We start from the raw sequence: 26,681 nt of genomic DNA on the forward strand, positions 1-26,681 counted from the left end.
GATGGTGTTGCAGAAGAGATCGTGGAAAGGCTGAAAAAAGAATAGCGGGGGGAAGAATTTCATCCTTTTGGATTTTGAACTTCCGACCTCTGGGTTATGAGCCCAACGGGCACTCCTGATTGGGCGTGCAAGACAAAGCTTAACACTCTGCCCTACCCCGCTATATAGAATGGGATATTAAGTTTATTTATAAGCGTTTTTCTTTTGAATGAGTTTTTCAGTGAAAAATAAGAAAATTAATAAAGAATAAGGAACAACCATGAAAAGGACGAAAATGAAGAAGGCAGATGAGTATATAAAAATCATTAAAGATAACGGGTTGGTTCATGCCAGCTCAAGAAAACTTCCATTAATAACTGCCAGTTGCATATTTTTTGGCTATAATAATATCCTTAAAAAAGAAATAGGATATTCTTATGGGACTATGGGAAACATAGGGAAAGGTGACATAGCTTATTTCTTGATTAATGAAGAAAAGGCAGGAAATTTGTTTAATAAAAAAATTAAAGTGAGCGAGTTGAGATCCCTGAATAAAAAATTAAAAGCCCTCTTCGATAAAGACACTAATCTTTTTGAGCAAATTAAAAAAGAAAGAGATATTTTCAAAGTTTTAAAAGTTGCATTCCAAATATATCCCAGGGTTCTTGCTCAAATTGGATTTTTTAATTCAATAATGAGATATGTAAAAAATGACGAAGACCGGGCCAAAAAATTGGGAAAATTCACTTATTTGATTGCTAAAGATAAAGATGCTGTTGCTAACCTGATATACCTTAAAATAGAGCCGTTGATTAAAAAGTGCGCAGAAAAAATCGGGAAATCTATTTTTGAAGGGGATTTATTAAGGTATTTGACCTTGAAGGAATTTAAGAAATTTTTAAAAGAGAAAAAAATCTCTAAGGCCCAATTATCTGAACTATCAAAAAGAAGAAGAGGCTATTTATATCTTTTTCACAAAAATAAGGATAACATTATTACAGATAAGGAAATTGTTAATGGTGTTTACGAACAATTCATTAACGCTAAAAGCAATATGAGTGTTTTAAAAGGAACAACTGCTTATCCTGGAAAGGTTGTGGGGAAGGTTTATAAAGCGTTCCACGGAGTAAAAACCGCCAAACCGGGATATGTGCTAGTAACAACTATAACAAAACCGGAAGATACACCTCTCCTTAGTAAATTCGCAGCTATAATCACAGATGAAGGAGGTGCGCTTTCCCATATTGCGGTTGTGGCCCGAGAACTCAAAATCCCCAGCATTATGAGCACTAAAATAGCTACAAAGGTTTTAAAGGATGGAGATTTAGTTGAAGTTGATGCAGACAAGGGTATTGTGAGAAAGATTACTAAATAGAAGGCAATAAACATGAATAAAAAAGAAGAATGGTCTTTAATTGCGAAGCGGGATAATGTCCCTTTGCTTCCCGTATGGTATAAATTTGAAATTCTCGCTGGCCAGCAGGCAATAAAACTATACTCAACTGGCGTTCCTGGGTTGCAGGTATGGAATAAGCGTGAATATGTCTGTTATTTTCGTACTGATGAATATCGGAAGGCTGCGGAATATGTCACCCAACTTTTACTTTCTAAAAAAGCATATGCGCATATTAAAAAACTTGAACAAGCATGTAAGACAGCCAAGCATGCAGCCTCGCAAGCCACGAATATATCTCAGTTATCAGATAAACAACTTATAAATTTGCACACAAAGATTATTGGAATGTATAAAGAGATGTTTCTATATGGTTTTATTACGTGGTGTACGCAGGCTATTCACAGCAAAGCTTTAGAGATACTCAGAAAAAGAAGGATATCTGGTTTGGAAACAGCGTTATCTATATTGATTCAGCCGGATAAAGAGACGCCAACTACGCAGCGTGCAAAAGAAATTAGCAGATTAGCCAAAAAATATGGCAAAGATCCTGCAAAATCACAGCAGCTGAACAAAGACATTAAAGCTTTTATTGAAAAATGGGGTTGGGTTGGCTATGATTACGCCGGTCCATTAATCACAACAAAAGAGGTATTGGATGAAATCCGCAATACAGAAGCCCCAAAACCTGCCGCATCAAAACAAAAGATCCTATCTAAGCTAAGTAAATCAGAGCAGCAAATCTTTAATGTATTGTCTTTAATAGCATATACTAAAGATTTAAGGAATACAAGTGATGATTATGTGCATTTTCAGCTGGATAAATTATATCGTGAGCTTGCTAAGAGGCATAATTGCTCGTCGCAGGATGTGCGTTACCTATTGCCTGCTGAATTAACTAAGTTTATAGTAAATAAAAAGGATGTTAAGCTCAGACAAAGATTTCTCTTAGCTTATACCTGGCCGCTTAACTCAGAATTCTATACGGGCGTCAAGGCGCGCACATTATTCAGCCAAAGCATACAGGCAGAAAGCGCTTCTAAAACCACAAAAATATTGAATGGCATGGCGGCCTGTGCAGGAAAAGCAAACGGCATTGCCAGGATTATCAGAAAATTCCCGGATTTGAAAAAAGTAAAGAAAGGAGATATCCTGGTTGCAAGCATGACTTCTCCAAGATACACGGGTGCAATAGCCAGAGCTGCTGCAATAATAACAGATGAAGGCGGCATTACCAGCCATGCTGCTATAATAGCCAGGGAGATGCAGAAGCCTTGCATCATCGGCACTAGAATAGCTACAAAAGCACTTAAAGACGGCGATTTGGTTGAAGTTGATGCAAATAAGGGCATTGTTAGGATATTGTAACCACTTATTGGTGATATAAAAACGAAAGATTTAAATAGTCTAACATCTTCCCATATGATATGGCAAAAGCAAAAATTTACGATTATAATGGGCCAATAATGGATATTGCTCCATTTTTCGATTTTCTTAAAGCCAAGGATCCGAAGCTTTATTTTGACTATTGTATTTTAGGAAAAAAGGATAGAAGCAAGAAAGACCAATATAGGCCTGCTGTAGTGGAATTATATGAAGAGGCGATACAAAAAGGGCTGTTTCCTGCCAAGTTAATTCCCGGCATAGAGGAAAGGCTAAATAAGGATTTGGCAGAAGGCTATAAACCTCTTATATTTACAACTGTGCCGCATGATACTATGGCATCACAAACAAAGGAGACTGGAATCAGCAAAATTTTTCCTAACGATTCTATAATAACACTTACCGATATCATAAAATATGGCGGCCTCAAAGAAGGAATAGGCAAAGAGAACCCTGAAGTTTATCAGCAGCTTATCAAATATTTATCGGGTTTTGAGAGCCTAGAAACTTATGTTGATGATTCTGAACAAAGGCTATCAGCAGCACATGAAGCAAATATTTCCTTTAAAGACACAGGAAAGGGAATAAAGAGACTGTACCTTTTTAATCCCGAGGCAGAAAAGTCGCCAATGAAAAAAGAATTCTATACTTTGGTAAATAACCCGATGCATGTTGAGTAAAAATATTGGGCAAAACAGAAAGCTTTATAGACAAAAAGAATGTAATCTCCTTAAAGCGAGGATCCAATGACAAATATAAAGCTGTTTAAGGACATAAGGAAAGAAGACATTCCTATTGTCGGAGGAAAGGCTGCAAATTTAGGCGAACTGGCAAGCATGGGGCTTCCTGTTCCTGATGGGTTTGTAATTACAGCAATGGCATATGAGAGATTTGTAACAGAAGCAGGAATTAATGAGAAGATCCAAAAAATGCTTAAAGCCCTTGATGTTGAAAATACCGGGCAGCTGAATAAAACAGCAGAAAAAGTAAGAGAGCTTATTATGAAATCCCGTATGCCAAAAAATCTTGTTGAGGACATAAAAAAGCAGTATTCTGCAATGAATGATTTTGTTGCAGTAAGAAGCTCGGCAACAGCAGAAGATTTGCCGGATGCAAGCTTTGCAGGCCAGCAGGAAACCTTTTTGAATGTTAAGGGAGAAAAAGAGGTTTTGGAAGCTGTGCAGAAATGCTTTGCCTCATTGTTTACGCCGAGGGCGATCTATTACAGGGTTAAAAATAACTTTCCGCATGAAAAGGTGTTTTTAGCTGTTGTTGTCCAGAAGATGGTCAATGCAGACAAGGCAGGAGTCATATTTTCTGTAAACCCTGTAACTCAAAATAAGGAAGAGATAATTATTGAAGGGGCTTACGGGCTTGGAGAGGCTGTTGTTCTTGGATCATTGACTCCCCATTCCTATGTAATTGACAAAGGAACGCACAAGATAAAGAGCAAAAACATATCAAAGCTGGAGTGGGGCTACTATAGGAGCAAAAGAGGGAAAACAGAAAAAAGAAATATAAGCCACGGGCATATTGAAGTTCTGAATGAGAATGAAGCCAAAGGGCTGACAAAGTTCACAAAGGAAATCGAAAAGCATTACGGCATTCCAATGGACATTGAATGGGCAATTGAAGCAGGGAAGATCTACATACTGCAGGCAAGGCCTGTGACTGCATTAGGATAGATGCAAATAAAGGAATTGTAAGGAAAATAAAGTGAAAAAAGATATAAAAGAAAAGATTTTATCCTTGTCGTGGAAGCCCTGGCTAGAGAGGCATTTCAGCCCATTTACATTGTCTTTATTTCAGGATGGAATTAAGAAAGAATTTTTCAAAAAAATAGGGGTTTCTGGCGTAGAATGCAGGGCAATACTTCAGCAGAATCATTTTTGGTACAAAATCCAGGAAGTTTGGGATGACATGGCAAAAAAGCTGGAGATATACCTGAAGAAGCATTCCATATTTGACGTAACAAAATCGCTGAAGAAATTCCACGACGAAAAGAAAAAGAGGATAAAATGCCTTGCAAAAAAAGATGGGGACACGATAGCACAGTTTGAAGAAATTTACAATATACTTACAACCGTTACAACCTTTATATGGCTGGCGCATGGGCTTGAAGAAGTATATCAGAAGAGACTTAGCAAAGAAGTGCCAAAGTATGTAAAGGAAAATGTTGATGGCTTCATAGGTGACGCAAGCTTTCCATCAAAGAAGAATTCTCATGCGCTTATGGAAGCGGCACTAAGAAAAGGCATTTCTCCAAAAAGAGTCTCAGAAGAATTTGGATGGCTCAAGATGAGAGACTTTGATGATGAGCCATTCAGCGAAGAGGACATGAAAAAACTAAAGAAAGAGATTAAGTCTGATGAACTGCATAAGAAAGTAAAGATACCAAAAGAACTGAAAAAATTATTCAAGGAAGTAGAGGAGCTTGTGTTCTTCAGGACAGCCAGGACAGATGTATTCTATGAACTGATGTGCCTCTCAAGGCCAGTATTCAAAAAAGTCGCTGATTACTATGAGATTCCTTATTCGGATATGAAGCACTATACTGTGCAGAGCCTGATAAGAAAAAAGCCTAAAAGATACGGGAAGAGCTATACGCTTGCATGCTATGGCAATGACAGCAGTTTCAGTGAAGAGCCAATACTGAAGGAGAGAAAGAACCAGAAGGCGGATTATGTCGAGGGTATTGTTGCTTGCAAAGGAAATGTGAAAGGAGCAGTAAAAATAGTCCTTAAAGTATCGGAAATCGACAAAGTCAAGCAAGGAGATATACTTGTTACTCAGATGACATTTCCGGCGTTTGCGCCAGCAATGGCGAAGGCATCAGCTTTTGTTACAGACGAAGGCGGCCTTACATGCCATGCTGCAATTGTCGCAAGAGAAATGAATAAGCCGTGCATAATAGGAACTAAAATTGCAACCAAGACATTCAAGGATGGAGATTTGGTAGAGGTTGATGCAAACAGGGGAGTTGTAAAAATAATCAAGAGGAACGCATCATAACTATGGCAAAACTTCAAAATAAAAATTGGTATCATGACGTTCCGAATCAGAGAGTTATGTTGTATATTATGAGCATTTTGCTCGCCTGCTTAAAAGAGCATGACAGCTACTATAATAGAAAAATCAGAAACTTGATGTTTAGCGTTACTAATGTGTACTCTGTAAGAGCCTGTTACTCAGAGCCTGATTTAAGAGAAGGCGCACAGAAATTATTGGCTAAATGCATGAAAAATCCTGAATTTCTGAAGAAAACTGAAAAGATCATGATGGAACGAGGCAATCAATTGCTAAACTCTGCAAGAAAAGTTGAAACTATAAAGGACAGAAGCATAAAATCATTGAGTGTGCTGTTCAAAGAAATTTATGATAGCTATGTCAGGTACTTCGCCATAGTCATGATCCCCGAACTTTCCATTGAATTTGTTGAGAAAGATTTTGATGAAGAGATAAAAAAACAGTTTCGGGAAGAATATGGCAAGATAATAAGCCTGCTTTCAATTCCCAGAGACTCTTTTTTGCTGAGGGAAGAAAGAGAGTTGCTAGCAATATCAAAAAAGCCAAATTTCAGGCAACTTCTCAAAGATCACGTAAAGAAGTATTTTTGGTTAAACAACAATTACGTAGATACAAAATACTTGGATGAGGGATTTTTCCTTAATAAGCTCAAGTCATTAAAACTAACTGAAGAGCGCAATATAGCTAATAAGCACATTTTTTTAAATTCATTAGAAGGCAATAAATATAAACGGCTTAAAACCCTGGCCAACATGGTGGAATTCATAACCTTTGTGCAGGATACAAGGAAAAGGACAGCTATAGAAGCCAGCTATTACATAAATGAACTTTTTGATGAGATGCGCGCGAAGAAGGGGCTGAGTAAAGAAGAAATATCGCTGTTGACTGGCCAAGAGCTAATCCAGTTAGATAAAATTACAATCTCAAGGAAAGAGTTAATTAATAGAAAGAAAAAAATTGTATGCTATTACCACAATGGCAATTACGAAATGCGCACAGGAGATGATGGATGTAAGTTTGAACAGGAAATTGCACCCTTTAGTATATCTGGTCAAACGACTTTCTCTGGCAGGCCTGCTTATGGGGGTAAAATAAGGGGCGCAGTAAATGTTATTTTAAGCGTAAAAGAGCTACACAAACTAAATGATAAAGAAATACTTGTAACATCAAATACAACGCCAGATTATGTTCCATTTCTAAAAAAAGCAAAAGCAGTAATTGCAGAAAAAGGAGGCATAACCAGCCATGCAGCAATAATCAGCAGAGAGATGAAAATACCCTGCATTGTTGGAATTAAACATATAACCTTGGCCCTGAAGACTGGCGATGAAATTGAAGTTGATGCTTATAAGGGTGTTGTAAAAATAATCAAGCGCAACACATAACAAAAATATTTATAAACAAACAAAGAATATCTGATCTTTATGCCGAGGTGGCACAACCTGGTACTGCGCTGACATGCCTTCCATCTGGAGCATGGCGGAAGATTGCTAAGTACGCTTGGTGCTTACGATTACCACAAGTACCGTGAAGATTCAGTGCCCGCAAGGGCTCGGGAGTTCAAATCTCCCCCTCGGCGTTTTATTTTGATGCGCCCCATAGAACTTTAAAATAATTCTTGAACGTATCCGCTGTTCCTTTATTTTCAATCAAAATCCCTGTTTCAGACTCCCACAGCATAAAGGCAACTTTATTATTGTAGAGCCAAATTGATATTGGGATAACGTATTTTGTGCCAATGAGCCTGGCTTCTGTTAATTTAAGCTTTTTAAGCTCCTTTGCCCTTTTAATTGCTTCTTTATTTTTGCCAAAAATGATGTATAGTTTGATGTTTTCTTTTATTCTTCTCTCATGAAATTGAGGAAGGTAAAATGGAAGAACTTCAGTTGCTTTCCCGGCAGATGTCAGGGAATACCATATTTTTGGCTTGCTCTTGATTATGTCTTCCATTATATTTTTCAAGCCTTCTTTGCCTTTATGAACAGTTACATCAGTTATTGCCTTTGACTGCTGCGCTATTTCAAATAGCTTTGGCAGAACATTCTCGATGTTTGCTTCTTTTTCCTTGACAATCTCTTTTAATTTTTGCGGGCTTGCAGCAATGAAAAATCTGGATTTTCCTTCCATTATGAAGCTTACAAGGCCGCGGTCAATAAGCCTCTCTAAGCAATCATAGATGGTTCTTCTGTGCATTCTTGTTCTTTCTGCAATCCTGCCAATATGAGCTTTGCTAAGATCCAATAGCGTAATGTAAACAATTGCCTCATTTCTTGTCAGACCCAGGCTTTCCAATGCTTCTGTTTCGACCATGGTGTTTGGAGATTATTTCATGTTTTTAAAGCTTTCTATTTGTGGTAAAGAAGTTTACCCATTAAATATAAATATTAAGGCATTTTGCAGTAATTATTGTTTAGGAGTAATTAAAATGGAAAAATTGAAAAGATTAACTGAAAAAATAAGAGAAGTTGACCAACGAGATAAAGAAGAACAAATTAAAAAACAAAGAATGTTGAGCGAAGCGATAGGTGGTTTGAATGTATTAGACGACATCGCAAAAATACCTCAAATAACAGAATATGCAAAGAGAAGGAACATCTATATTGCTACTGGGGGATTTGGTAGTTATAACCTTCTGCTTCATTATGGTGAAAAGATTCCTAAGGGAGAACTTCATAATGTTAATACTTATTATGGTTTATCTTTAACGAATGGAACATCAGATATTGAATTATTAAGCGTGAATGTCGTTCAAAACTTTATTGACGATTGGTTTAATAGCGATTCTACCAGTGCTGAAAGAGGGGTTATAAAACTTTTATGTGAAATAAATGAAATTAAAGAAGAGAAAATGCTTGAGAGAATACTAGACGATTTGTTAAAATAAAAACAAGAGTTAAAAATGTTAGAAAATAAAATTACTAAAATGCAAGAGAAAAAGAAATTAAAGCCAATTCCCGTTGAGATCATTGCCTATAAATGCCCTGTATGCACTGCCCTATTGTATGTTAAAACACCTGATAAAGACATTACAACATTCACTCCAGAAGGAGTCATAGAGCATATTCGCAAGAGAATATATCCTGCATTACCTGAGGGGCTTGTATTTGTAAGAGAAAAGTCGAATTATTTTGAGATCATATTGAATGAAGGGAGAATGATAGAAGGAACATGGAACGGAGAAGGGTGGCCTTTAAGAGACACATGTTATGAAAGGAGTTTAGCACATTCCTACGGACATAAGGTTGGATTTTATGATGTTGAAAAGAAAAACTTTTTTTCTGATCATAAGATGACTGTTTTTTCAAAAGATATCAGAAAAAGATTAGGCAAAAATATTAGACTTTTAACAATAGACGAATTTTCAGACTTACAAACAGAATTCTTAAAATTAAAAAAAGACCCGCAAAAATATGCAGAGTCACCTGGCTTAGCATATTACATCGATTATTTTCTGTCATTGGACAAACTTATAAGGACAACGCCGGAGTTGGAAAAATTAGTGAGTAGACTTTAAATATTGAATAAATTACTTTATCCGCATAATATTATCTTTTTTCCTTTCCTTCAGATCCGGCTTCTCATCTGCATAGCCGAAGACAACTGCGTTGATCATCTTATAGCCATCAGGAATGTTCAATTTCTTCAGGATATTCTCACCTTCAATATGCTTCGCCATTCCTATGAAGCAGCTCGCAATCCCAAGAGAATAAGCAGCAAGCATCATGTTCTGGCTGCATATGCCGCAGTCTGCATAGGCCCATTCATTGCCTTCTTCGCTCAGTACAAATACAAGAAGCGGAGCAGAATAAAAAACAGGGTCTTCCATTGTCTTCATTCTTTCTTTTATTCTGGTTGAGATATTAAGGAGCTTTTTTGTCATGGCATCTGAAAGCTCTTTGATGAGTTTTTTGTTTGTTATGACAATAAAATTCCATGGCTGCCTGTTCATTGCAGAAGGGGCATAGCGGCCTGCCTCGATTATTTCATTTATTATATTTTCGGGGATTTCTTTATTCTTGTACTTCCTTACAGCCCTTCTTCCTTTGATTGCTTTGATTACACCCTTCATAATTAAGGAAGAAACATCATTTTATTTAAATTTATCTTTGAATTTGTCATACTGCAGAAAAATCCCGTTTTCATAATCAGGTCAAGATCCTGGTTTGCCAAAAGCCTACTTAATTATCTCCACAGCCAGCGTCCATTCCAGATGCCTCGATGTTCTTCCTGAAGCTGCTCCAAAAGCATAAGTATAAGGGTTCATATCTTCATATTGACCTGCAAGTGTGCCGCCATTGGCATCGAAAACTGCCTTCCTGTAACTATTTTCGCGGACAAATGGCGATTCTACTGCCATTTTTTTCAGGATATATTCTGCAATGCCGGGGCTGCTGCAAGTCATCTGGGAGATGTCCCCTGCTTCAAGATGCGGATTATCTTTGACATAAGGATTATCAATATATACTGTAAGGCCGGATGCATCTAATGTCATTTCTATCGGGACTTTGATGCCATAACTGGCGCTGAAAGAATCTGAATTGCATTCAGTAGTGCTGTATTCGCAAAAATCATAGGAAGTTGCAGCGCTGCCGGATGCTTTCATAGGCACTTGCAGATGCCTGACATTGTCTGTAGAAGTGTAGCCGTATTCGTCTGTTATGACGTCATATTCGTTAGAAGTATATGGGGTATTTTGGTTCCACGAACTAGGAGGCTGTGTCAGCACAATAACTTCATCAATCTCAAATATTATTGAGCCATCCTCCTTTGCAGATCCGCCGCAATAATTGAAGTTAACCACTTCTCCACTATAAGTTTTGGTTGATTTTAAGACTAATCTGTATTTCAGTGCAGTATTTTTCTTTATGCTCAGCTTAACATCCTTGCAGTCCTCAACACGCGCTGAGTCTATTGCGCATACCCTGAATGTTCGCTCTCCTTCCTGTGCCTCTTTTGGTATCTTCCCGCTCAGCTCTCCATTCGGGCTGAGAAAGAGACCAAGCGGCAGTCCAGCAGCAGAAAAAGTATAAGGAGCGCCAGCACCGCCTGAAACCGAATAGCTGCTTGTGCAGTCCAATGCAGCAGGATTATCGCAGAAACTGAATGCATAATCCATACCTATGCCTGCTTCTGGCAGTTTTGTAGGTGAAAACTCAGGAGGCCCTACGCTGACCGGCAGCTTTGCATCAAAAGGGCCATAAGCCTTTCCTGTTGAATCAACAATAGAGAACTTAAAGGAGAATATTTTCTCAGATACCCCTAAGAGTGTTGGAGCAGTTCCCGTAAGCTTACACCCGTTGAAGTTAAGGCCAGCTGGAATCGCTGAATCGGGCGTTGCAGCGCAGATGAACGGCCCTTTGCCTCCAGACGGCGCGGGCATATCATAAGAATAATCCTGACCTGACAGCGCTGCAGGCAATGCGCCTGACCCAGATCCGCAGCCAGCAATCAAGATAGCAAAGAAAATTATTGAAGCAAAAAATAGCTCTTTTTTCATGATTTCACCATTATTGGATTCAGCAAGTTTAAATATCTTTCTTCGTTTATGTCATGGTGCAAGAGGTTGCTTCAACATTTTCAAAAACCTTTAAATACTAAATAAAGACCATTTTCTTATGAAGAAGACTTCAATTATTTTAACATTTCTATTTTTAATAAATATTCTCTTAGTTTCAGCCTTGTCTGAAGACAGGGCAGTCCAGGAAAGCAGGTATTTAACAATAAGCCTTGGCCTGAATTCTGCAGTGAATATAACTCCGACATCTTATTCTTATTATGTAGATCATGTTTCTGTTCTGCTGCCTTTCATGCCGAGAGATGATTACAGGCAGAAGACTCTCAGCCTTATAACTGTGCCTGATGCTGCAGAAGAGAATGGCTCTTTGAAATACCTGTGGAAGAATCCTGAAAAAACCAATTTGAACTTTGCTTTAAATTCACAGATAGAAACAAGCAGCAGTTATCTTGAAATAAGGAAAAAGGCAGATTTCCCAATAAAAACACTGCCTGAAGATGTCATTGTTTACACAAAGCCATCAACAAAGATAGACTCAGGTGATCCTGATATAATAAACATGGCATCAAGCCTTGCAGAAGGTGAAACTGACCTGTACGTTGTTGCCTATAAGGCTGCATCATGGGTCACAAAAAACATAAAGTATGATTTAAGCACGTTAACTGCAGATGTAAGCCAGAATGCTTCCTGGGTGCTGGAGAACAGGGAAGGCGTATGCGATGAATTGTCTGTCTTGCTTATTGCAATGCTCCGCTCATTGGGAATTCCGGCAAGATTTGTTTCTGGCATTTCTTATACAAACTCGCCATTGTTCAAGGAGAGATGGGGATTTCACGGATGGACTGAAGTTTATTTCCCGGAATATGGGTGGATCCCTTTTGATCCAACATATGGGCAGTACGGATATATGGATGCCGGCCATATAAAGCTGAATGCAGCAGCAGATCCTGATGATGTAACAACAAAATACGAGTCAAGCGGCCGCAATATACAGATCGAGGCAGGCAAATTACATGTTGAGGCTTCAATAATAAACAATAGAGAGAAAAATCCGGATTATACTGCTGTTTCAGCAAAAATGCTTTATGATAAAGTCGGCTATGGCTCTTACAACCTTGCTGAGGCAGAAGTTGAAAATTTAAGGGATCATTATGTAACAGAAGCTTTTTTCCTTGCCAAGACTTCAAATATCCAGAATATAACTGCAAGAGAACAGAAAATACTGCTGAAGCCATACGAGAAAAAGATGCTTTACTGGATGATAAAAGTAGAGGAAGGCCTGCAGCAGGGCAATGTTTACTTTGAATTTCCAATTCTTGTTTATTCTTCGCAGAATATAAGCGCAGAAACAAAGTTTAATGCATATCCTGATGAGTATGCTTATTCTTATGATGGTGTGAACAATATATTGAAACAAAAAACAGAAGAAGAGAAAAAGAGTTACTCAAAGAGCATCACTTTAAACTGTAGCTCTGAAAAAGAAGCTTATCTCGGAACAGCTGATGTTAATTGCAGAATAAAGAATACAGGAAATATAATGCTCAATGACCTTAATGTTTGCATTAAAGCTGATTGTAGATCTATAGATTTGGGAATAAGCGAGGAAAAAGAAGCAATTTTTGAAGTTGTTGTTGATAAAGCTGGAAAAAACATAATTATTGCAGAAGCAAAGAATAGCGATGTTTCAAAAGCAGCTTATTTGGAGATTATGGGCTTAGATAAGCCTTCTTTATCGATAGATGACTTAGAATATCCTTCGGAGATGAAATTCAATGACGTTGTTAATATTTCATTTTTAATAAAGAAGAATTCGCTGTCAAATCCAAAAAATACTGCAATCGAGTACTGGAGAAATAAGGATCTGCAAAAATGGCAATTAGGAGAGCTTGCAAATGACCAGAAGATTAAAATTAGAATTAAGGGAGCAGAGCTTTCAAAGGAAAATACGATCAAAATAATAATAACTTATGAAGACAAAAATGGCAAAAGCTACAAGGAAGAAAAAGAGTTCAGGATAAGGCTCGTTGATCTTACATTGTGGCAGAATATAAGGCTGTTTTTCAGGGGATTGTTTGGGTTTAAATAATAACATTAATAAACAAAACAATAAAACAAGGTAATATGGCAAAAGAAAAATCAAAAAAACTGCAAAAAGAAAAAACTGAAAATAATGAAATAATTGAAAAACTAATTCCTGATACATCTGTGATAATTGAAGGATTAGTTTCTCAGAAATTAAACAAAGGCGAAATAAAGCCTGAGACGATCATAATCCATGAAGCTGTTGTTGCAGAGCTTGAGCATCAGGCAAACCAGAACAAGGCAATGGGTTTCTTGGGAATTGAAGAGCTTCAGAAGATAAAGGAATTAACTGGAAAATTGGGCTTCAAGCTTGAGTTTGCAGGAAAGAAGCCAAGCGCAGCAGAGATAAAATACGCCTCTTTGGGCGAAATAGATGCAATGATACGCGATCTTGCCTATGAAGCTGACGGCACATTGTTCACAGCAGACAAGATACAGGCAAGGATTGCTGAAACAAAGAGCATAAAGACAATTTATGTAAAAGTCGAGCAGCTGATCAAAAAATTAAGGCTTGAAAGCTATTTTGATGAAACAACAATGTCTGCCCATTTGAGGGAGAATGTGCTGCCTTTTGCTAAAAAGGGAATGCCCGGAAACTGGCAGTTTATGGCAATAGGCGAAAAACTTTTGACAAGGGATGACATTCAGGATATAAGCAGGGAAATAATAGAGGAAGCAGGAATAAGGAAAGACAGCTTCATTGAGATTGAAAGGCCAGGAAGCACAATTGTGCAGCTTGGGTTGTTCAGGATAGTTGTTACAAAGCCGCCATTCTCAGACGGGTGGGAGATAACTGCTGTAAAGCCTGTCAAAAAGCTGAATCTTGATGATTATAAAATGAGCGACAAGCTGAAGCAGAGGGTTGCTGAGCAGGCAGAGGGCATTTTAATTGCCGGAGCCCCAGGAATGGGAAAATCAACATTTGCAATGGCTCTTGCAGAATATTACGCATCCCAGAACAAGATAATAAAAACCGTTGAAGCTCCGCGAGACCTTATTCTGCCGGACAATATAACGCAGTATGCGATCTCGCACGGAGATGCCCAGGAAATACATGACATTCTTTTACTGTCGAGGCCTGATTATACAATATTTGATGAGATGAGAAATACAGGAGATTTTCAATTATTCGCTGATTTAAGATTAGCAGGAGTTGGCATGGCAGGGGTTGTTCATGCTACCAATCCGATAGATGCAATACAGAGATTTGTCGGAAGAATTGAATTGGGAGTTATTCCGCAGATAATTGACACTGTTATTTTCATTAAAAACGGCTTCATAAACAAAGTTTTAAGCCTGCAGATGGTTGTCAAGGTTCCTTCAGGGATGACTGAAGCTGACCTGTCAAGGCCTGTTGTTGTTGTGACTGACTTTGAAACCAAAAAGCTGGAATACGAGCTTTACAGCTATGGAGAGGAAACTGTTGTTGTTCCTGTCCGCGTCCAGGCAAGATCTGCAACTCATGAGCTTGCTGCAAGGACAATAATGCAGGAATTAAGGAAATACGCAGATGATGTTGAAGTGGATATTGTCAGTGAGGGCAAGTGCATTGTCAGAGTTCCTGAGAATAATATTGCAAGGATAATCGGCAAGGAAGGAAAGACTATTTCTGAAATTGAGAAAAGGCTCGGGATCAGCATTGATGTGCAGGAATTGGGGGCTAAAAAAGAAACAAGCAATGCAGCGGAGAACGCAGAGAAGCGCCAACTGCAGTACGATGTAAGGATAAAAAAGAATATGGTTGTTTTCTACCTTGATATCAGGATGCAGAACAATGATGTGGATGTTTATGTCGGCGATGATTTCTTATTGACTGCAAAAGTTGGAAAAACAGGGATTATAAAGATAAAGAAAGACAACAAGATAGGGCAGATCATAATAAACGCCATCAATGGCGGGGAGAAAGTCAAACTAGTATCTTAGCTTCTTCGCAAATCGGGCATTCTTTTTCAACAATGTTTTCGAGTTCCTTTTTAAGCCTGTTTTTTTCAGGGTGCTCAGGGTCAATTACCCTGTATATTCTCCTTCCCCTGTAATCGGTCCAGTATATTTCCGGGTTGTGCTCTTTGCAGACCTTCAATCTGATTTTTTTTAACCTCGGATCTTCTTCATCGACAATTAAGCTCAGGGATTCAAGTACAGAATGAATTGTGTATTCGCCGTCAGTGCGAAGATCAAGTGACCGCTCAACAGCATTCCTCAACGAAACTCCTTTGTCTACATCAAGTTTAACATTACTGGGCAGAGCATCGCTGATATCTTTCTCTTTGAAGATACAATCTACATCCTTTAAGAAAGTTCCGTAAAGAGCAGCTCTATGAAGTTGCACAATATTGAATCTGCTTTCATCTGTTAAGTCGAATAAGCCATATTTTTCATGCCCGACATATAGCCAGACCTTTCCTGGCTTTTTTGAAAATTCATGCCCATTTTTAAAATCTTCAAATTGAATTATTTTGTTAGTCTTGAGCAGCATATCCCTTTCTTCCTGGTTTTTATGAAGATGCCAAAGAAGTTGCCTAACATATTCAAAAGGAACATTGGCGATGTAGGAATCTCCGTTTGTCCCATTGAAGATGTGGAATTGATAAGGCTGTTTTTTTAAATCGATATGGGGCTCAAATCGGATAATATCGTCGCTCTTGAATAAGCTTCTTGCTTCCATCACAGTTTGAGCAGGTATCCTAATATGTATCGCAGATTCTCTTCCATTATAACGGGCTTCTGCTAGCGTGTGTTGTCCCCATTTATTGTAATCAATGCGCATTTGTGCATATAGCCGATAACAATAACATTTATATATTTGACCTTCTTATTTTGATATAAACATAACAAAAAACCAGCTAAAATGAGAGAATTAGACCAAAACGAAGTAAAAATTGTGAGAGAACTCATAAAAAATACGAGAATAAGCGACAACAAGATTGCAAAGAAGACAAATGTGCCTGTTATGACTGTGAACAGGAAAAGGAAAAAATTAGAAAAAGAGGGGTTGCTAAAATATTTCACGAGCCTAGACACAGGTGAGCATGGAACTGGAATGTTCAAGGCAAAGCAGCTTTATATCATTAAATTTAAGTTGGGTATAACGAGGCAGCAATATATGGAAAGCGTCGAATACGACAAAAAATGGATGGGTTTTAATGCAGATTATATCTCTCTGTCTTATTTGGGTGAGAAAGACGGCCATTTAGCTTTAATTCTTATTTTAGATGCTGAGATCGAGAGTGAGTTGGTAGATGAATTCAATAACAGAATAATCATGCACATCAAGGAGAAGCTCGGAGAAAATGCCATAATAGAGGTAATAACAACAAGGGTAACTGATACAATAAGAAGGCATCATAATTACTTGCCTTCGATCAATATGGAAAATGGCATAATGAAGAAAGAATGGTGTGATGAGTGGATATTTGTGGATAAGTCAAAGACATGGAATAACAGTAAGAAATAAGGTTAGTGTGGAAATGAACATGAAAAACTTGATTTTATTGTGGCTGATTGCATCTGTAATAATAAGCGGATGCCAGCAAAAAACCGGTAATTCCAAAGTCCTCGATGATCCTCAGAAAGAATGCGCAAGAGCAGGCGGCGAATGGAAGGCTCTTCCGGATGGCTGCGTAGATTCCTGTTTTAAAGCAAGAAGCAAAGAGCCTGTGTTCTGCACAGCTGTGCTGACTGATGGCTGCGACTGCGGAGCAGACAGATGCTGGAATGGAAAAACATGCGAGGTTAATTAATCCAGCATAATCGCAAAATATAAATACCAACAGCAATCATAACTTTACTATGTCAAATGGAAGCATGATTCCCCCTGGAATGGGGCCTGTAACCGGAATGGCTCCTCCGCCCGGGATGGACCAAAAAAAAGGAAAAGCCGCGCCTAGCGCGCCTTCTGATATAATAATGCAGATTACAGGGATGAACAGCAGACTAAGGATTTTAGAGGAAGGTTACATCAATTTAAGAAAAAAAGTTCAGGTCAGCGACCAAAACATGCTGTCTTCAAATAGAAAAATAGCAGAAGAGATTAAAACAATAAATGCGGATATTATGGATATGAAGCACGAAATAGCAGATGTTAAAGAAAAGATGCTTGAAGTAATAAAAGAGCTGAAATCCAGCGCAAAAGAAGAAGACGTCAAGGTGCTTGAGAAATACATAGAGCTTTGGCAGCCGCTTAATTTTGTTACGAGAAATGAAGTTAAAAAAATAGTTAAAGAGATTTTAGATGCTGTTCCGCAAAACAAAGAATAGAAAGTTATTTAAACAAATATTAGTAATAGCATTTATATTCAAACTATATTCAAAAAAAGGTGATAGACAATGCCTCTCTTCGGCAAAAAACCAGCTGCGCAAGCACCGCCATTAATACCTGTTGACCAAGTTCTCAATATGAGGGCGCAAGGGCTTTCAAATGACCAGACAATACAGGCATTGCAGCGAGACGGCTACACATCAGACCAGATATTCGATGCAATGTCGCAGGCAGATATAAAAGGAAGCGTAGACGCTGCCCAGCCTTATCAGATGCCTCCTCTGGAAAATCCCATGGAATCGCAGATGCCGCAGCAGGAATTCATGCAGCAGCCTCAAATGCAGGCTGCAACTGATGTTGAGAGGATAGAGGAACTGGCAGAGGCAATAATAGATGAGAAATGGAACGAGCTTGTAAAGAACATAAACAAAGTTATTGAATGGAAAACAAAGACTGAAGCGAGAATCAACAAATTAGAGCAGGCGATTGATGACCTGAGAAACAACCTAAATGTAATTCACCAAACAATGATCGGCAAGGTTGAAGAATACGACAAAAACATCCAGAATGTCGGGTCTGAAGTAAAGGCAATGGACAAGGTATTCCAGAAAGTGCTGCCACAGCTGACCGAGAGCATTGGAGAGCTTTCCAGACTGACTGATAAAGTGAAAGAAAAGAGCATTAAAAAATAGCCAAGTCTAATAAGTTTTGCACCAATAAATTTATATAATATCTAGTTAACCATAACATAATATGAATGCAAGGGATTGGAACTCTGAAAGAATAGTGAGTGTGGATTTTGATGGGGTTATTTCTACTTATGATGGTTGGAAGGGAGAAGATTATCTTGGTAAACCAATTGATGGAGCAAAAGAATTTATTGAGAAGCTCATTAAAGCCGGATTCACTCCTGTTATCTGGACGACAAGGGACAAAAGAAAAATCGAAAAATGGCTTAAAGGCAATAAATTTCCAGATATTGAAGTAACAAGTGTAAAATATCCTTCTACTGTTTATATAGATGATCGTTGTATTCAGTTCAAAGGAAATTTTAAAAAATTAATTAAGGATTTGAAAGAATATGATGTATATTGGCGTAAAAAGCCTAAAAAGATATTTGAGAATTTAAAATAAGTCGCAAAACTTACTTATCTTAATTGCTCCGTAATTCTCGACCTCTCTGAGTATTCGCAGGGACTTAACAGCGATCGCATATGTTAAATGCAATTCAGAAAAATCCCTAATACAATTTTCCGCCAATTGGAACATCTCGTTCTGGCTCAATTAAAACACACTCTCCATCCTCGCCAGGAACTCCTAAAGTTAAAACTTCAGATGCTGCAGGTCCGATTTGTCTTGGTGAAAAATTCACTACACACATAACTAATCTATTTTTCAGATTGTCTTTAGAATAATTCTTCACAAGTTGAGCGCAAGATTTCTTTATCCCGATTTCTTCTCCTAAATCAATCTTTAATTTGTAGGAGGGCTTTCTTGCTTCTGGAAAATCTTCTATCTCTACAATCCTGCCAACCCGTATATCTAACCTCTGAAAATCTTCAAATGTTGCCACAATAAATCAGTATCGATAGAACCTATATAAATGTTACGGGCTTTTTCTGAACTCTAGAATTTCCATTCAGGATGTTGCACTAAATTTCAGCCCTTTGGCAGGTATAGGCGATAGTGTACATTACTGCCTTTCGTAGCCGCTTAGAAGCCTTATTGTGAACGATGCTATCAGCAGTATGAGTATCAGCCCCAGGATCTTTGGGTGAAACAGCGTTGCCCAGAATGCTCCCTGGCCAAGAGTGCCGACACTTGTTGCGTTTGCGCCGATTATCATTGATTCGTTTGTTCTTGGCTCAAGCAAACCTCCGCTTGTGAAATACACCCTGCCGATTGCCCCAAGGATTATTATGACTGCAATAGTTATTATCCACCACAAAACAACCTTGTCCTTCCCAATTATTGTGCTGAGCAGATTTTCATCTGTAACGCCAAAAAACTTGAAAGCCATTATTACTAGCGCTGCGAAAATAAACATCAGGGTAAACCATGGAATAAGTAAGTTTATTACTTGTATGACTCCAGATAACATCAAGGTTATCACAGCAATAGCTAATGCCATTATGGCATGTATGCTTTTATTTTCGCCAAAAAGTTTCGTATACTCTGCAATAGCATATACAATAACCCATATGAAAATAAAAGAAAAAATGCTGGAAAAATTCTCCAGCAGGTTAAATCCGGATAAAATATCTGCCATTTTTACTTTCTGCTAAACAATTTACCAAATTCCTCTAGGAAGCCGGATCCTTGTGTCTGCTGTCCGCTTCTTGTAATGAACCAGATTATGATGCCGAATACAATAATAACAACCACCAATGTCTGCGTATTAGGATCTTCCAGCCACCTGAGCCACCAAGGCAATGAAACGCCTTCCCCCCACCAGTTAGCTGCTTTCCCAAAAATCGCAATTACAATTAGCAATGCAAGTATAACTATCCCGCCTGTGATTTTGCCAGCCCATGTAAACTCAACTCCAAACACACCCATCAGCATGAGCACCATCAATATCGCCACTATTACAACGGCAACATTCGGAATTGACTGGTTTATTATCTGCACAGGATCTGCATTTGCAGGATAGTTTCCTGTAACGTGCGGAATTACAACAAGCAAGGAAACTATCAATGCTATTATCACGTTGAAATTCTGCTTGTCACTCCCGAGTATCTTCGATTTCTGGAATATTGCAAATATTATTGTAAAGATCAGCAGGAAAGGCAACAAAACATCAGTTAAGCCAAGATCTTCAAGCCTTGTTATGACATCTGCTAAAGCACCACTTACCATTTTAACCTCCTTTAATCTTTCTTTTCCTCTTTTTTCTTTCCGCCGCCACCTCTTGTTATCAGGGCGATGAAGACAATTATCACGATTATGAAAATTATTGCTGAAACCCAGTCATTCTGCCAGTGATCACTCATCCAATTCCAAAACCATTCAAGCCAGCTATTTCCAGATTCCATCGGTATTGCTGCCAGGAAAATCAGTATTATTCCAACCAAAGTTGCGGACATAAAAACCGTTCTCCAGGCGCCTTTAAGAATAACCTCTTCGCCTTCGCTGAAGAATGACCCTATTAAAAGCAGGAAAGAAAGTATGACTATTAAAAACACAACAACATTGCCTAATGCCTGGTTTATTATTTTTACAAGCTTTGTTGAGGCAACAACAAGGAACGCAACAACAAAAGACGCCATTGCATTTAGGTTCTTCTTTGTGTATTTTGTACCGCCAATCTCCTCTGTTCCGAAAATCTTTGTTTTTTCAAGAATTGCAAAGACAACAGTAAACACAAGCAGGAAAGGCAGAACTACATCGTAAATGCCTATTTTGTCGAAAAACTCTATTATTCCGCGAAATGTAGAGGTTGCCATATTTAAGTGTCTTACTATTATAGTTCGTATATAAACTTTTCGTTTTTAAAAAGGTTTATAAATAGGGGAGATTTCATGCATTTTGATATAAAATGCTCAACAAAAATGACTTTGAAAGCATCAGGAAAGAACTGAAAAAATTTGATGAAGAAAGGGAGAAGACGATAAGGCAGTCCCGCGATATAATACAGCTTTCCAAGCAGATAATCTATGCAGTGCAGAGGGATGACATAAGTTCGGCTGATAAGCTGGTAAAAGAGATAAAGGAAAAAGCAAAGAAACTTCCTTTGAAGTTTTACGACACAGAAATGGATGCTGTTGCAATGCAGGAGCTTGTTGAAGCCATTGTATTTTACGAGTTTGTTAAAAATAACAAGATGCCTTCACGAAAAGAGCTCGGAGCTGAAACTACGGATTATCTTATGGGGCTTTGCGATCTGACTGGCGAATTGGTAAGAAAAGCTGTGAAGGATGTGATAAATAAAAGATACGGCGAAGCTAATAAAATAAAAGAGCTTGTTGATGAGATTTACGGCGAATTTCTGAAATTTGATCTTAGGAATGGCGATTTGAGGAAGAAAGCAGACCAAATAAAGTGGAACCTTAAAAAGCTTGAAGAAATGGAATATGATGTTGCAAGAAAATGAATTCTTTGCAAAAAGCAGCTTTAAGGATATTAAAGAAATGCATGGGTTTGGGCAAAAGAGATTCTTGCTTGATTATCTTTGATGAAAATAAGAAAAGCATTGCAGATGCCTTGTTCAAGGCTGCATCAGGAATTTCTAAGGCGAAACTGCTGCAGATTCCAATTGGAAAGCAGCATGGAGAAGAGCCGCCTTTGCATGCTGCAAAAGAGATGCTGAAGCACAGTGTAATAATGCTTGCAACAACAAAATCATTATCTCATACAAAATCAAGAAGGGATGCAACTAAAAAAGGAGCGAGGATTGCTTCAATGCCGGGTATAAATGAAGACATGTTTTTAAGGGCAGCTTCTGTTGATTATTCAAAGGTTTCTGAAAGAAGCAAAAAATTGATTTCTTTTTTAAAAAACAAAGAAATTGTAAAAATAAAAACAAAATCAGGAACAAACATTGCATTGAATATAAAAAACAGGCAATTGCACGGTGATGCTGCCGGGCTTTACATTAAAAAAGGAACTTGGGGAAATATTCCTGAAGGAGAAGTCTCCTTGTCTCCGAATGAAGGGTCTGCAAACGGAATTTTCATTGTTGATGCCTCGATTTTGGGAAAAGTTGACAAGCCGGTAAGAATAACTGTTAAGAATGGATTTGCTGCAAAGATTGAAGGCGGGAAAACAGCATTAAAGCTGAAAAAAGAACTGGAAAAGATTAAAAACAAGAATGCTTATAATATCGCTGAACTCGGAATTGGAATGAATGACAAGGCGAAGATCATCGGCAATGTTTTAGAAGATGAAAAGGTGCTTGGGACTGCCCATATAGCGCTGGGCAATAATGCCTCATATGGCGGCAAAGTGAATGTTCCGCTGCATTTAGACGGGATTTTCAAAAAGCCAACAATAAGCGTTGATGGAAAAATCATGATGAAAAATGGCAAATTACTTATATAGAAGGGTGTTTTTATTTATCTGTTTTATTGCTGTTATATTTTTTGTTGGCTGTACTGAAAGCAATGATAAAACAAATATTCAAGGGGTGAGCAATATGCTGAATTTAGATGGCATAAAGATTGAATGGCTGGGGCAGAGCGGATTTAAAATAACTGACGGCGACACAATCTATATTGATCCTTTTAATGCGAATGCAGCTGAAAAAGCAGACATAATTTTGATAACGCATGAGCACTACGATCATTGCTCTGTGAAAGATATACAAAAATTGGTAAAGCAGGATACAACAATAGTTACAGTTGCAGACTGCCAGTCAAAATTATCCTCTGTTGTTTCCGGAATTAAAGGCGTGAAGATTGTGAGGCCCGGAGCAAAGCTGATGATTGGCAACATTTCAATTGAGGCTGTGCCTGCTTACAACATCAATAAACAATTCCATCCTAAAGCAAATGATTGGGTTGGGTTCATTGTAACAATTAAAGGAAAAAGAATTTATCATGCTGGCGATACTGACCTGATTCCTGAGATGAAAAACATAACAAATATTGACGTTGCATTATTGCCTGTTTCCGGGACTTATGCAATGACAGCGGATGAAGCTGCAAAGGCAGCTGAGATCATCAAGCCAAAGACCGCAGTGCCAATGCATTACGGAGCAGTTGTCGGATCAGCCAAAGATGCAGAAAGATTTAAGGAATTGTATAAAGGGGATGTGAGAATTTTATAACTGATCAAACTCTTTGGGGGTTATAGAAATTCAAATCAGGCTGGTTGGGATTATAGAAATTCAATTGCGGCTGATTCGGGTTATAAAAATTTATTTCTGGCCTGCAAGGGTCGTAAAATTTATGGAATTGCCTGACTGCATGGTCCAAACCAGAATTATTCTTGTCCATAAAACACCATTTTGCATCGCAACTATTTAATTTTTATGAATTTCTGCTGTTTTTTGAATATGCTTTCAAAAACTCTTTCCTGAATTTTCAAAATCTTTTCAGGGATTTTTTAATTTACAGCATTTCATGCAGATCACACAGCAATGTCAACTGTCAGCTTGTCATAATCGAAAACAGGCATCACCTTGTACCCTACACCGCCTTCAGCATGCACCTTTTTCGCATCTATCAGGCCATACTTTTCAAGAATCTTAATATCAACTACTGTGCTCTTGATGTCCCTGTTGGTTAATTTAGCCAATTCATAGATTGATTTCGGATGCTTGTGCCTTATAACCTGCAGCAGTTCGATTCTCCTTGGAGTAAAAAATTCCCTGAAGGATTCCACGCTGCCAAAACTAAGCCCTTTTCTCATCTTTATGCTCTTTCCTTTTCTAGCTTCGCTCATAGCTTCAGCCGCTTCCTTCAGAACAGCCTTAAGCGGCTTTACATCGACTGTTATGTTCTTGATTTTCATTTTACCTCACCTTTTGTTATTCTTTCAATATCCTTTTGGAAATCTTCAACTAATTTCCATTCGTCAACAAACTCGTAAGGCAGCTCCATATTGCCTCTGTGGATGTGGTGGCCTTTTCTTTCATGATTGTCATATCCCAATACCCTTTTTCCGTCTTTGATCAAAGCAAGCGAATACTGGAACCCCTCTGGATGAAACTCGTCTTTTTCAACCTTGTAAATGTCGATTTCAACTATGTAATTCTTATCCCTGTGCTTGTGGCTGAATATGAGTTCTGACACACCATATGGTATGATATACCCTTATATAAACCTTTTGTTTTTAGAAATTGAAGTTACCTCTCTTTCATTTATCTTTTCTTCAGATACCCTTTCAAAAACTCTTTCCTGAACTTCCAAAACCTGTTTTCCTTTATTGATGATCTGATCTCCTTCATCAAATTCTGTATGAAATAAACGTTATGGTAGCTTAACAACCTTAATCCAGTTGGCTCCTTCATCCTCAGCAGATAATTCAGATAAGCTCTTGTATGATTCTTGCAGACATAGCAGCTGCAGTTTTCATCTAATGATTTGAAGTCTTCTTTATATTCCCTGTTTTCGATCAGGACTTTTCCATTTGATGTGAACAATGTTCCGTGCCTTGCATTCCTTGTAGGCATGCAGCTGTCAAATATATCGATGCCATGGCTGACACAGTCAATAAGATCTTCCGGCGACCCAACACCCATCAGATAGCGGGGCTTTTCCTTTGGCAGGAACCTTTCAGAGTAATCGATCATATTGTACATTAATTTTTTAGGCTCCCCAATGCATAATCCGCCTAATGCAATGCCGTCAAAATCAAGCTTTGAAATGAATTCGCAGCTTATCTTTCTAAGATCCTTGAAAGTTCCTCCCTGTGTTATGCCGAAAAACAATTGCTTTGAATCTTTGTGAGAATTCTTAAATCGTAATGCCCAGTCATGGGTTCTTCTTAATGATTCAATGACATATTCCCTGCTTTTACCGTAAGCAGGCATATCATCCAATACCATTGCAACATCTGAGCCAAGCTCTTCCTGTATTTTGGCAGCTTTTTCAGGCGTTATAAGATGAGGCGCGCCATCAAAAGGGCTTTTGAATAAAACTCCTTTGTTTGTCATAGCCGGTGTAAATGACCTGTCTGCTGTCTGGAATCCGCCAGAATCTGTAAAGATCACATCATTGAAATTCATGAACTTGTGCAGGCCATTTGCCTTTTTTATTATTTCCAGGCCGGGCCTTAAAAACAAGACAAGAGAATTGCAGATTATTGCTTTTGCTCCCATGCCTTTTAGCTCGTCAGATGTTATTAATTTCACGCTTGCCTTTGTTGCAACTGGCATGAAAAAAGGAGTTTCAGCTATGCCGTGCCTTGTTTTTAATTTTCCTATCCTTGCCTTTGTTTTTGGGTCTTCTTTGAGAATTTTATACATTTTAATTTATTTCTCCCATATCAAAACTTTCATTTCCTCTTTGCCCTGCATTATGGTTTTTTCATTAATCAGCCTGAATTTATACTCTTCAGCATATTTTTTCAATAACCAGTCTTTTCTGGATATCAAGATAACTTTTCCTTTGTTCTTTAAGATATATTCTGCCTGGTAAAATAACTCCTTGTATATTTTCTCAATTTCTTTTTCATTGTTTCTTGCAATGCTTATTTGAGGAGGATAGCTTATTATCTTGTCTATTGAGCTTTTTTTCAGCTTTATATCCAGCCAGTCAACATCTATTTTTGTGATGCTGATTGATTTTTCGATTCCGGCAATCTTTGCATTCTTCTGGCAGGATTTGAGATTTGCAAGGGAAGCAAATCCAAGTATCTTCATTTTGCCTTTTTTTATTTTTTTGTCAATCTTCCTGAAATCGAATTTCAAAAACTTATTGAATGCAAACTTGTCCTTTGAGAAATGATTGACCGGGAAGTTATTGGCAAACATCGCTGCTTCAATTGGGATCTCTCCGCTAAGGCAGAACGGGTCTAAAATTATCTCTTTTTTATTGTATTCAGCGATTCTGACAAGAGCATAAGCAACTGTTCCCTTTAATGAATTAGGTGCTGAGAATATCTTATAATCCCTTTTATCGAGCTCTCTTCCTGCGAAATCTATTCCGATATAGCAGTCATCGTTATAGATGTAAATGAAAACAATGATATCTGGGTTGTTAAGGTCAACTTTTTGAGTGTACTTTTTGCCTTTCTTTATCTTTTCAATGATAAACTCGCCGGTTTCTGCTTCAATTTCAGAGCTAGTAAAGCTATGCTCGCCGATTCTTTCAGACCTTACGACAAAGGTTCTATTTTTATTTAAAAATTCATCAAAGTTTATCTTTTCAACTTTTTCTTTAATATCTTCAGCATTTTTTATTTTAAAACAATCCATTAAAAAAAGAATCCTGTTGACGCTTTGGGATGTATAGCACAATTTGGCCAAGTCATCGAAATCTTTAATGGAGAAAATAACGCAGCTTTCCCTTATTTCGGAGCTTGCTTTAATCAATTCCTTGATTTCCAAAGCGGCAGCATTTTCAATGCCTTTGTTCACAATAGCCAATCCCTGCATGAAG

Annotated in this window: 31 protein-coding genes and 2 tRNA genes; 19 read left to right on the forward strand and 14 right to left on the reverse strand. The window is 38.0% G+C overall.

Going from position 1 to position 26,681, the window contains the following annotated elements:
* Positions 1–42: 42 nt before the first annotated feature.
* Positions 43–162: transfer RNA gene (locus HYU07_02565), tRNA-Met, on the reverse strand.
* 112 nt (positions 163–274) lie between these two features.
* Between HYU07_02565 and HYU07_02570 the strand changes: the two genes are divergently transcribed.
* The 7 genes from HYU07_02570 to HYU07_02600 all read left to right on the forward strand — a co-directional run bounded on the left by HYU07_02570 (position 275) and on the right by HYU07_02600 (position 7,361).
* A complete protein-coding gene (locus HYU07_02570) occupies positions 275–1,354 on the forward strand; it encodes a hypothetical protein (protein MBI2129099.1) in 1,080 nt (359 codons plus the stop codon).
* 12 nt (positions 1,355–1,366) lie between these two features.
* Complete coding sequence (locus HYU07_02575) at positions 1,367–2,740, forward strand: hypothetical protein (protein ID MBI2129100.1); 1,374 nt, start codon at positions 1,367–1,369, stop codon at positions 2,738–2,740.
* A gap of 59 nt (positions 2,741–2,799) precedes the next feature.
* Positions 2,800–3,435 carry an HAD hydrolase-like protein gene (locus tag HYU07_02580; protein MBI2129101.1) on the forward strand — a complete coding sequence of 212 codons (636 nt, stop codon included), beginning with the start codon at positions 2,800–2,802 and terminating at the stop codon, positions 3,433–3,435.
* A gap of 66 nt (positions 3,436–3,501) precedes the next feature.
* On the forward strand, positions 3,502–4,440 hold the full coding sequence (locus HYU07_02585; protein ID MBI2129102.1) for a hypothetical protein: 939 nt from the start codon (positions 3,502–3,504) through the stop codon (positions 4,438–4,440).
* 235 nt (positions 4,441–4,675) lie between these two features.
* The gene (locus tag HYU07_02590) at positions 4,676–5,767 is read left to right on the forward strand and encodes a hypothetical protein (protein MBI2129103.1); all 1,092 of its coding nucleotides are present in this window, start codon (positions 4,676–4,678) and stop codon (positions 5,765–5,767) included.
* Between the two features lie 2 nt (positions 5,768–5,769).
* Positions 5,770–7,167, forward strand: a complete 1,398-nt coding sequence (locus HYU07_02595) for a hypothetical protein (GenBank protein MBI2129104.1) — start codon at positions 5,770–5,772, stop codon at positions 7,165–7,167.
* Positions 7,168–7,208: 41 nt separating this feature from the next.
* Positions 7,209–7,361 (forward strand) — tRNA-Ser (locus HYU07_02600).
* Between the two features lie 2 nt (positions 7,362–7,363).
* Here HYU07_02600 and HYU07_02605 read toward each other — a convergent pair.
* Positions 7,364–8,092, reverse strand: a complete 729-nt coding sequence (locus HYU07_02605; GenBank protein MBI2129105.1) for a hypothetical protein — start codon at positions 8,090–8,092, stop codon at positions 7,364–7,366.
* Here HYU07_02605 and HYU07_02610 point away from each other — a divergent pair.
* Entirely contained in the window at positions 8,091–8,666 is a 576-nt protein-coding gene (locus HYU07_02610; protein ID MBI2129106.1) for a hypothetical protein, read from the forward strand. The genes HYU07_02605 and HYU07_02610 overlap by 2 nt on opposite strands.
* A 39-nt stretch (positions 8,667–8,705) precedes the next feature.
* On the forward strand, positions 8,706–9,296 hold the full coding sequence (locus HYU07_02615; protein MBI2129107.1) for a hypothetical protein: 591 nt from the start codon (positions 8,706–8,708) through the stop codon (positions 9,294–9,296).
* A 12-nt stretch (positions 9,297–9,308) separates the two neighbouring features.
* Here the strand turns inward: HYU07_02615 and HYU07_02620 are convergent, their stop codons facing one another.
* Positions 9,309–9,851, reverse strand: a complete 543-nt coding sequence (locus tag HYU07_02620) for a nitroreductase (protein MBI2129108.1) — start codon at positions 9,849–9,851, stop codon at positions 9,309–9,311.
* Positions 9,852–9,956: 105 nt separating this feature from the next.
* Complete coding sequence (locus HYU07_02625) at positions 9,957–10,898, reverse strand: putative Ig domain-containing protein (protein MBI2129109.1); 942 nt, start codon at positions 10,896–10,898, stop codon at positions 9,957–9,959.
* A gap of 499 nt (positions 10,899–11,397) precedes the next feature.
* On the opposite strand from HYU07_02625, the gene HYU07_02630 reads away from it, so the two are divergent.
* Together HYU07_02630 and tadA are read left to right on the forward strand one after the other, a co-directional pair.
* Positions 11,398–13,383 carry a transglutaminase domain-containing protein gene (locus tag HYU07_02630; protein ID MBI2129110.1) on the forward strand — a complete coding sequence of 662 codons (1,986 nt, stop codon included), beginning with the start codon at positions 11,398–11,400 and terminating at the stop codon, positions 13,381–13,383.
* A gap of 92 nt (positions 13,384–13,475) precedes the next feature.
* A complete protein-coding gene (tadA, locus tag HYU07_02635; GenBank protein MBI2129111.1) occupies positions 13,476–15,302 on the forward strand; it encodes a Flp pilus assembly complex ATPase component TadA in 1,827 nt (608 codons plus the stop codon).
* Here the strand turns inward: tadA and HYU07_02640 are convergent.
* Positions 15,286–16,146: a hypothetical protein gene (locus HYU07_02640; protein MBI2129112.1), complete on the reverse strand. Its 861-nt coding sequence runs from the start codon at positions 16,144–16,146 to the stop codon at positions 15,286–15,288. The genes tadA and HYU07_02640 overlap by 17 nt on opposite strands.
* 81 nt (positions 16,147–16,227) lie before the next feature.
* Here HYU07_02640 and HYU07_02645 point away from each other — a divergent pair, with 81 nt between their 5' ends.
* The 5 genes from HYU07_02645 to HYU07_02665 all read left to right on the forward strand — a co-directional run bounded on the left by HYU07_02645 (position 16,228) and on the right by HYU07_02665 (position 18,771).
* Positions 16,228–16,833, forward strand: a complete 606-nt coding sequence (locus HYU07_02645; GenBank protein MBI2129113.1) for a winged helix-turn-helix transcriptional regulator — start codon at positions 16,228–16,230, stop codon at positions 16,831–16,833.
* 13 nt (positions 16,834–16,846) lie between these two features.
* A complete protein-coding gene (locus HYU07_02650; protein ID MBI2129114.1) occupies positions 16,847–17,119 on the forward strand; it encodes a hypothetical protein in 273 nt (90 codons plus the stop codon).
* Positions 17,120–17,168: 49 nt separating this feature from the next.
* On the forward strand, positions 17,169–17,636 hold the full coding sequence (locus HYU07_02655; GenBank protein MBI2129115.1) for a hypothetical protein: 468 nt from the start codon (positions 17,169–17,171) through the stop codon (positions 17,634–17,636).
* 69 nt (positions 17,637–17,705) lie between these two features.
* Positions 17,706–18,329, forward strand: a complete 624-nt coding sequence (locus HYU07_02660; protein MBI2129116.1) for a hypothetical protein — start codon at positions 17,706–17,708, stop codon at positions 18,327–18,329.
* A 61-nt stretch (positions 18,330–18,390) separates the two neighbouring features.
* Positions 18,391–18,771, forward strand: a complete 381-nt coding sequence (locus HYU07_02665) for a hypothetical protein (protein MBI2129117.1) — start codon at positions 18,391–18,393, stop codon at positions 18,769–18,771.
* Between the two features lie 106 nt (positions 18,772–18,877).
* Here HYU07_02665 and HYU07_02670 read toward each other — a convergent pair whose 3' ends face one another.
* The 4 genes from HYU07_02670 to HYU07_02685 all read right to left on the reverse strand — a co-directional run bounded on the left by HYU07_02670 (position 18,878) and on the right by HYU07_02685 (position 21,083).
* Positions 18,878–19,210 (reverse strand): tRNA-binding protein, encoded by a 333-nt coding sequence (locus HYU07_02670; protein MBI2129118.1) that lies wholly within the window; start codon positions 19,208–19,210, stop codon positions 18,878–18,880.
* Between the two features lie 120 nt (positions 19,211–19,330).
* A complete protein-coding gene (locus HYU07_02675; GenBank protein MBI2129119.1) occupies positions 19,331–19,906 on the reverse strand; it encodes a hypothetical protein in 576 nt (191 codons plus the stop codon).
* 2 nt (positions 19,907–19,908) lie between these two features.
* A complete protein-coding gene (locus HYU07_02680) occupies positions 19,909–20,496 on the reverse strand; it encodes a hypothetical protein (GenBank protein MBI2129120.1) in 588 nt (195 codons plus the stop codon).
* 11 nt (positions 20,497–20,507) lie between these two features.
* The gene (locus HYU07_02685) at positions 20,508–21,083 is read right to left on the reverse strand and encodes a hypothetical protein (protein ID MBI2129121.1); all 576 of its coding nucleotides are present in this window, start codon (positions 21,081–21,083) and stop codon (positions 20,508–20,510) included.
* Between the two features lie 92 nt (positions 21,084–21,175).
* Between HYU07_02685 and HYU07_02690 the strand changes: the two genes are divergently transcribed.
* From HYU07_02690 to HYU07_02700, 3 genes are all read left to right on the forward strand, one after another.
* Positions 21,176–21,730, forward strand: a complete 555-nt coding sequence (locus HYU07_02690) for a hypothetical protein (GenBank protein ID MBI2129122.1) — start codon at positions 21,176–21,178, stop codon at positions 21,728–21,730.
* Positions 21,727–22,677: an aminopeptidase gene (locus tag HYU07_02695; protein MBI2129123.1), complete on the forward strand. Its 951-nt coding sequence runs from the start codon at positions 21,727–21,729 to the stop codon at positions 22,675–22,677. The genes HYU07_02690 and HYU07_02695 overlap by 4 nt, the downstream gene beginning before the upstream one ends.
* A gap of 94 nt (positions 22,678–22,771) precedes the next feature.
* On the forward strand, positions 22,772–23,404 hold the full coding sequence (locus HYU07_02700; GenBank protein MBI2129124.1) for an MBL fold metallo-hydrolase: 633 nt from the start codon (positions 22,772–22,774) through the stop codon (positions 23,402–23,404).
* Between the two features lie 4 nt (positions 23,405–23,408).
* On the opposite strand, the gene HYU07_02705 is transcribed toward HYU07_02700, so the two are convergent.
* The 5 genes from HYU07_02705 to HYU07_02725 all read right to left on the reverse strand — a co-directional run bounded on the left by HYU07_02705 (position 23,409) and on the right by HYU07_02725 (position 26,677).
* The gene (locus HYU07_02705; protein MBI2129125.1) at positions 23,409–23,573 is read right to left on the reverse strand and encodes a hypothetical protein; all 165 of its coding nucleotides are present in this window, start codon (positions 23,571–23,573) and stop codon (positions 23,409–23,411) included.
* Positions 23,574–23,706: 133 nt separating this feature from the next.
* Positions 23,707–24,090 carry an HTH domain-containing protein gene (locus tag HYU07_02710; protein ID MBI2129126.1) on the reverse strand — a complete coding sequence of 128 codons (384 nt, stop codon included), beginning with the start codon at positions 24,088–24,090 and terminating at the stop codon, positions 23,707–23,709.
* Positions 24,087–24,371 carry a hypothetical protein gene (locus HYU07_02715; protein ID MBI2129127.1) on the reverse strand — a complete coding sequence of 95 codons (285 nt, stop codon included), beginning with the start codon at positions 24,369–24,371 and terminating at the stop codon, positions 24,087–24,089. Before HYU07_02715 ends, HYU07_02710 begins: the two co-directional genes overlap by 4 nt.
* Positions 24,372–24,439: 68 nt before the next feature.
* Positions 24,440–25,546: a tRNA guanosine(34) transglycosylase Tgt gene (gene tgt / locus HYU07_02720; GenBank protein MBI2129128.1), complete on the reverse strand. Its 1,107-nt coding sequence runs from the start codon at positions 25,544–25,546 to the stop codon at positions 24,440–24,442.
* Between the two features lie 6 nt (positions 25,547–25,552).
* Positions 25,553–26,677 (reverse strand): hypothetical protein, encoded by a 1,125-nt coding sequence (locus HYU07_02725; GenBank protein ID MBI2129129.1) that lies wholly within the window; start codon positions 26,675–26,677, stop codon positions 25,553–25,555.
* Between the last annotated feature and the right edge of the window lie 4 nt (positions 26,678–26,681).

The sequence above is a fragment of the Candidatus Woesearchaeota archaeon genome (assembly GCA_016180285.1).
GTDB lineage: Archaea > Nanobdellota > Nanobdellia > Woesearchaeales > JACPBO01 > JACPBO01.

What these genes read in the sequence shown, in the direction of transcription:
- HYU07_02680 (MBI2129120.1), bottom strand. Translation starts at nt 20,496, where the DNA reads ATGGTAAGTGGTGCTTTAGCAGATGTCATAACAAGGCTTGAAGATCTT.
- HYU07_02570 (MBI2129099.1), top strand. Translation starts at nt 275, where the DNA reads ATGAAGAAGGCAGATGAGTATATAAAAATCATTAAAGATAACGGGTTG.
- HYU07_02690 (MBI2129122.1), top strand. Translation starts at nt 21,176, where the DNA reads ATGCTCAACAAAAATGACTTTGAAAGCATCAGGAAAGAACTGAAAAAA.
- HYU07_02710 (MBI2129126.1), bottom strand. Translation starts at nt 24,090, where the DNA reads ATGAAAATCAAGAACATAACAGTCGATGTAAAGCCGCTTAAGGCTGTT.
- HYU07_02630 (MBI2129110.1), top strand. Translation starts at nt 11,398, where the DNA reads ATGAAGAAGACTTCAATTATTTTAACATTTCTATTTTTAATAAATATT.
- HYU07_02725 (MBI2129129.1), bottom strand. Translation starts at nt 26,677, where the DNA reads ATGCAGGGATTGGCTATTGTGAACAAAGGCATTGAAAATGCTGCCGCT.
- HYU07_02685 (MBI2129121.1), bottom strand. Translation starts at nt 21,083, where the DNA reads ATGGCAACCTCTACATTTCGCGGAATAATAGAGTTTTTCGACAAAATA.
- HYU07_02590 (MBI2129103.1), top strand. Translation starts at nt 4,676, where the DNA reads ATGGCAAAAAAGCTGGAGATATACCTGAAGAAGCATTCCATATTTGAC.
- HYU07_02700 (MBI2129124.1), top strand. Translation starts at nt 22,772, where the DNA reads ATGCTGAATTTAGATGGCATAAAGATTGAATGGCTGGGGCAGAGCGGA.
- HYU07_02615 (MBI2129107.1), top strand. Translation starts at nt 8,706, where the DNA reads ATGCAAGAGAAAAAGAAATTAAAGCCAATTCCCGTTGAGATCATTGCC.
- HYU07_02625 (MBI2129109.1), bottom strand. Translation starts at nt 10,898, where the DNA reads ATGGATTATGCATTCAGTTTCTGCGATAATCCTGCTGCATTGGACTGC.
- HYU07_02655 (MBI2129115.1), top strand. Translation starts at nt 17,169, where the DNA reads ATGTCAAATGGAAGCATGATTCCCCCTGGAATGGGGCCTGTAACCGGA.
- HYU07_02645 (MBI2129113.1), top strand. Translation starts at nt 16,228, where the DNA reads ATGAGAGAATTAGACCAAAACGAAGTAAAAATTGTGAGAGAACTCATA.
- HYU07_02610 (MBI2129106.1), top strand. Translation starts at nt 8,091, where the DNA reads ATGGTGTTTGGAGATTATTTCATGTTTTTAAAGCTTTCTATTTGTGGT.
- HYU07_02640 (MBI2129112.1), bottom strand. Translation starts at nt 16,146, where the DNA reads ATGCGCATTGATTACAATAAATGGGGACAACACACGCTAGCAGAAGCC.
- HYU07_02705 (MBI2129125.1), bottom strand. Translation starts at nt 23,573, where the DNA reads ATGGACAAGAATAATTCTGGTTTGGACCATGCAGTCAGGCAATTCCAT.
- HYU07_02580 (MBI2129101.1), top strand. Translation starts at nt 2,800, where the DNA reads ATGGCAAAAGCAAAAATTTACGATTATAATGGGCCAATAATGGATATT.
- HYU07_02695 (MBI2129123.1), top strand. Translation starts at nt 21,727, where the DNA reads ATGAATTCTTTGCAAAAAGCAGCTTTAAGGATATTAAAGAAATGCATG.
- tgt (MBI2129128.1), bottom strand. Translation starts at nt 25,546, where the DNA reads ATGTATAAAATTCTCAAAGAAGACCCAAAAACAAAGGCAAGGATAGGA.
- HYU07_02575 (MBI2129100.1), top strand. Translation starts at nt 1,367, where the DNA reads ATGAATAAAAAAGAAGAATGGTCTTTAATTGCGAAGCGGGATAATGTC.
- HYU07_02605 (MBI2129105.1), bottom strand. Translation starts at nt 8,092, where the DNA reads ATGGTCGAAACAGAAGCATTGGAAAGCCTGGGTCTGACAAGAAATGAG.
- HYU07_02660 (MBI2129116.1), top strand. Translation starts at nt 17,706, where the DNA reads ATGCCTCTCTTCGGCAAAAAACCAGCTGCGCAAGCACCGCCATTAATA.
- HYU07_02650 (MBI2129114.1), top strand. Translation starts at nt 16,847, where the DNA reads ATGAACATGAAAAACTTGATTTTATTGTGGCTGATTGCATCTGTAATA.
- HYU07_02665 (MBI2129117.1), top strand. Translation starts at nt 18,391, where the DNA reads ATGAATGCAAGGGATTGGAACTCTGAAAGAATAGTGAGTGTGGATTTT.
- HYU07_02620 (MBI2129108.1), bottom strand. Translation starts at nt 9,851, where the DNA reads ATGAAGGGTGTAATCAAAGCAATCAAAGGAAGAAGGGCTGTAAGGAAG.
- HYU07_02595 (MBI2129104.1), top strand. Translation starts at nt 5,770, where the DNA reads ATGGCAAAACTTCAAAATAAAAATTGGTATCATGACGTTCCGAATCAG.
- HYU07_02675 (MBI2129119.1), bottom strand. Translation starts at nt 19,906, where the DNA reads ATGGCAGATATTTTATCCGGATTTAACCTGCTGGAGAATTTTTCCAGC.
- HYU07_02585 (MBI2129102.1), top strand. Translation starts at nt 3,502, where the DNA reads ATGACAAATATAAAGCTGTTTAAGGACATAAGGAAAGAAGACATTCCT.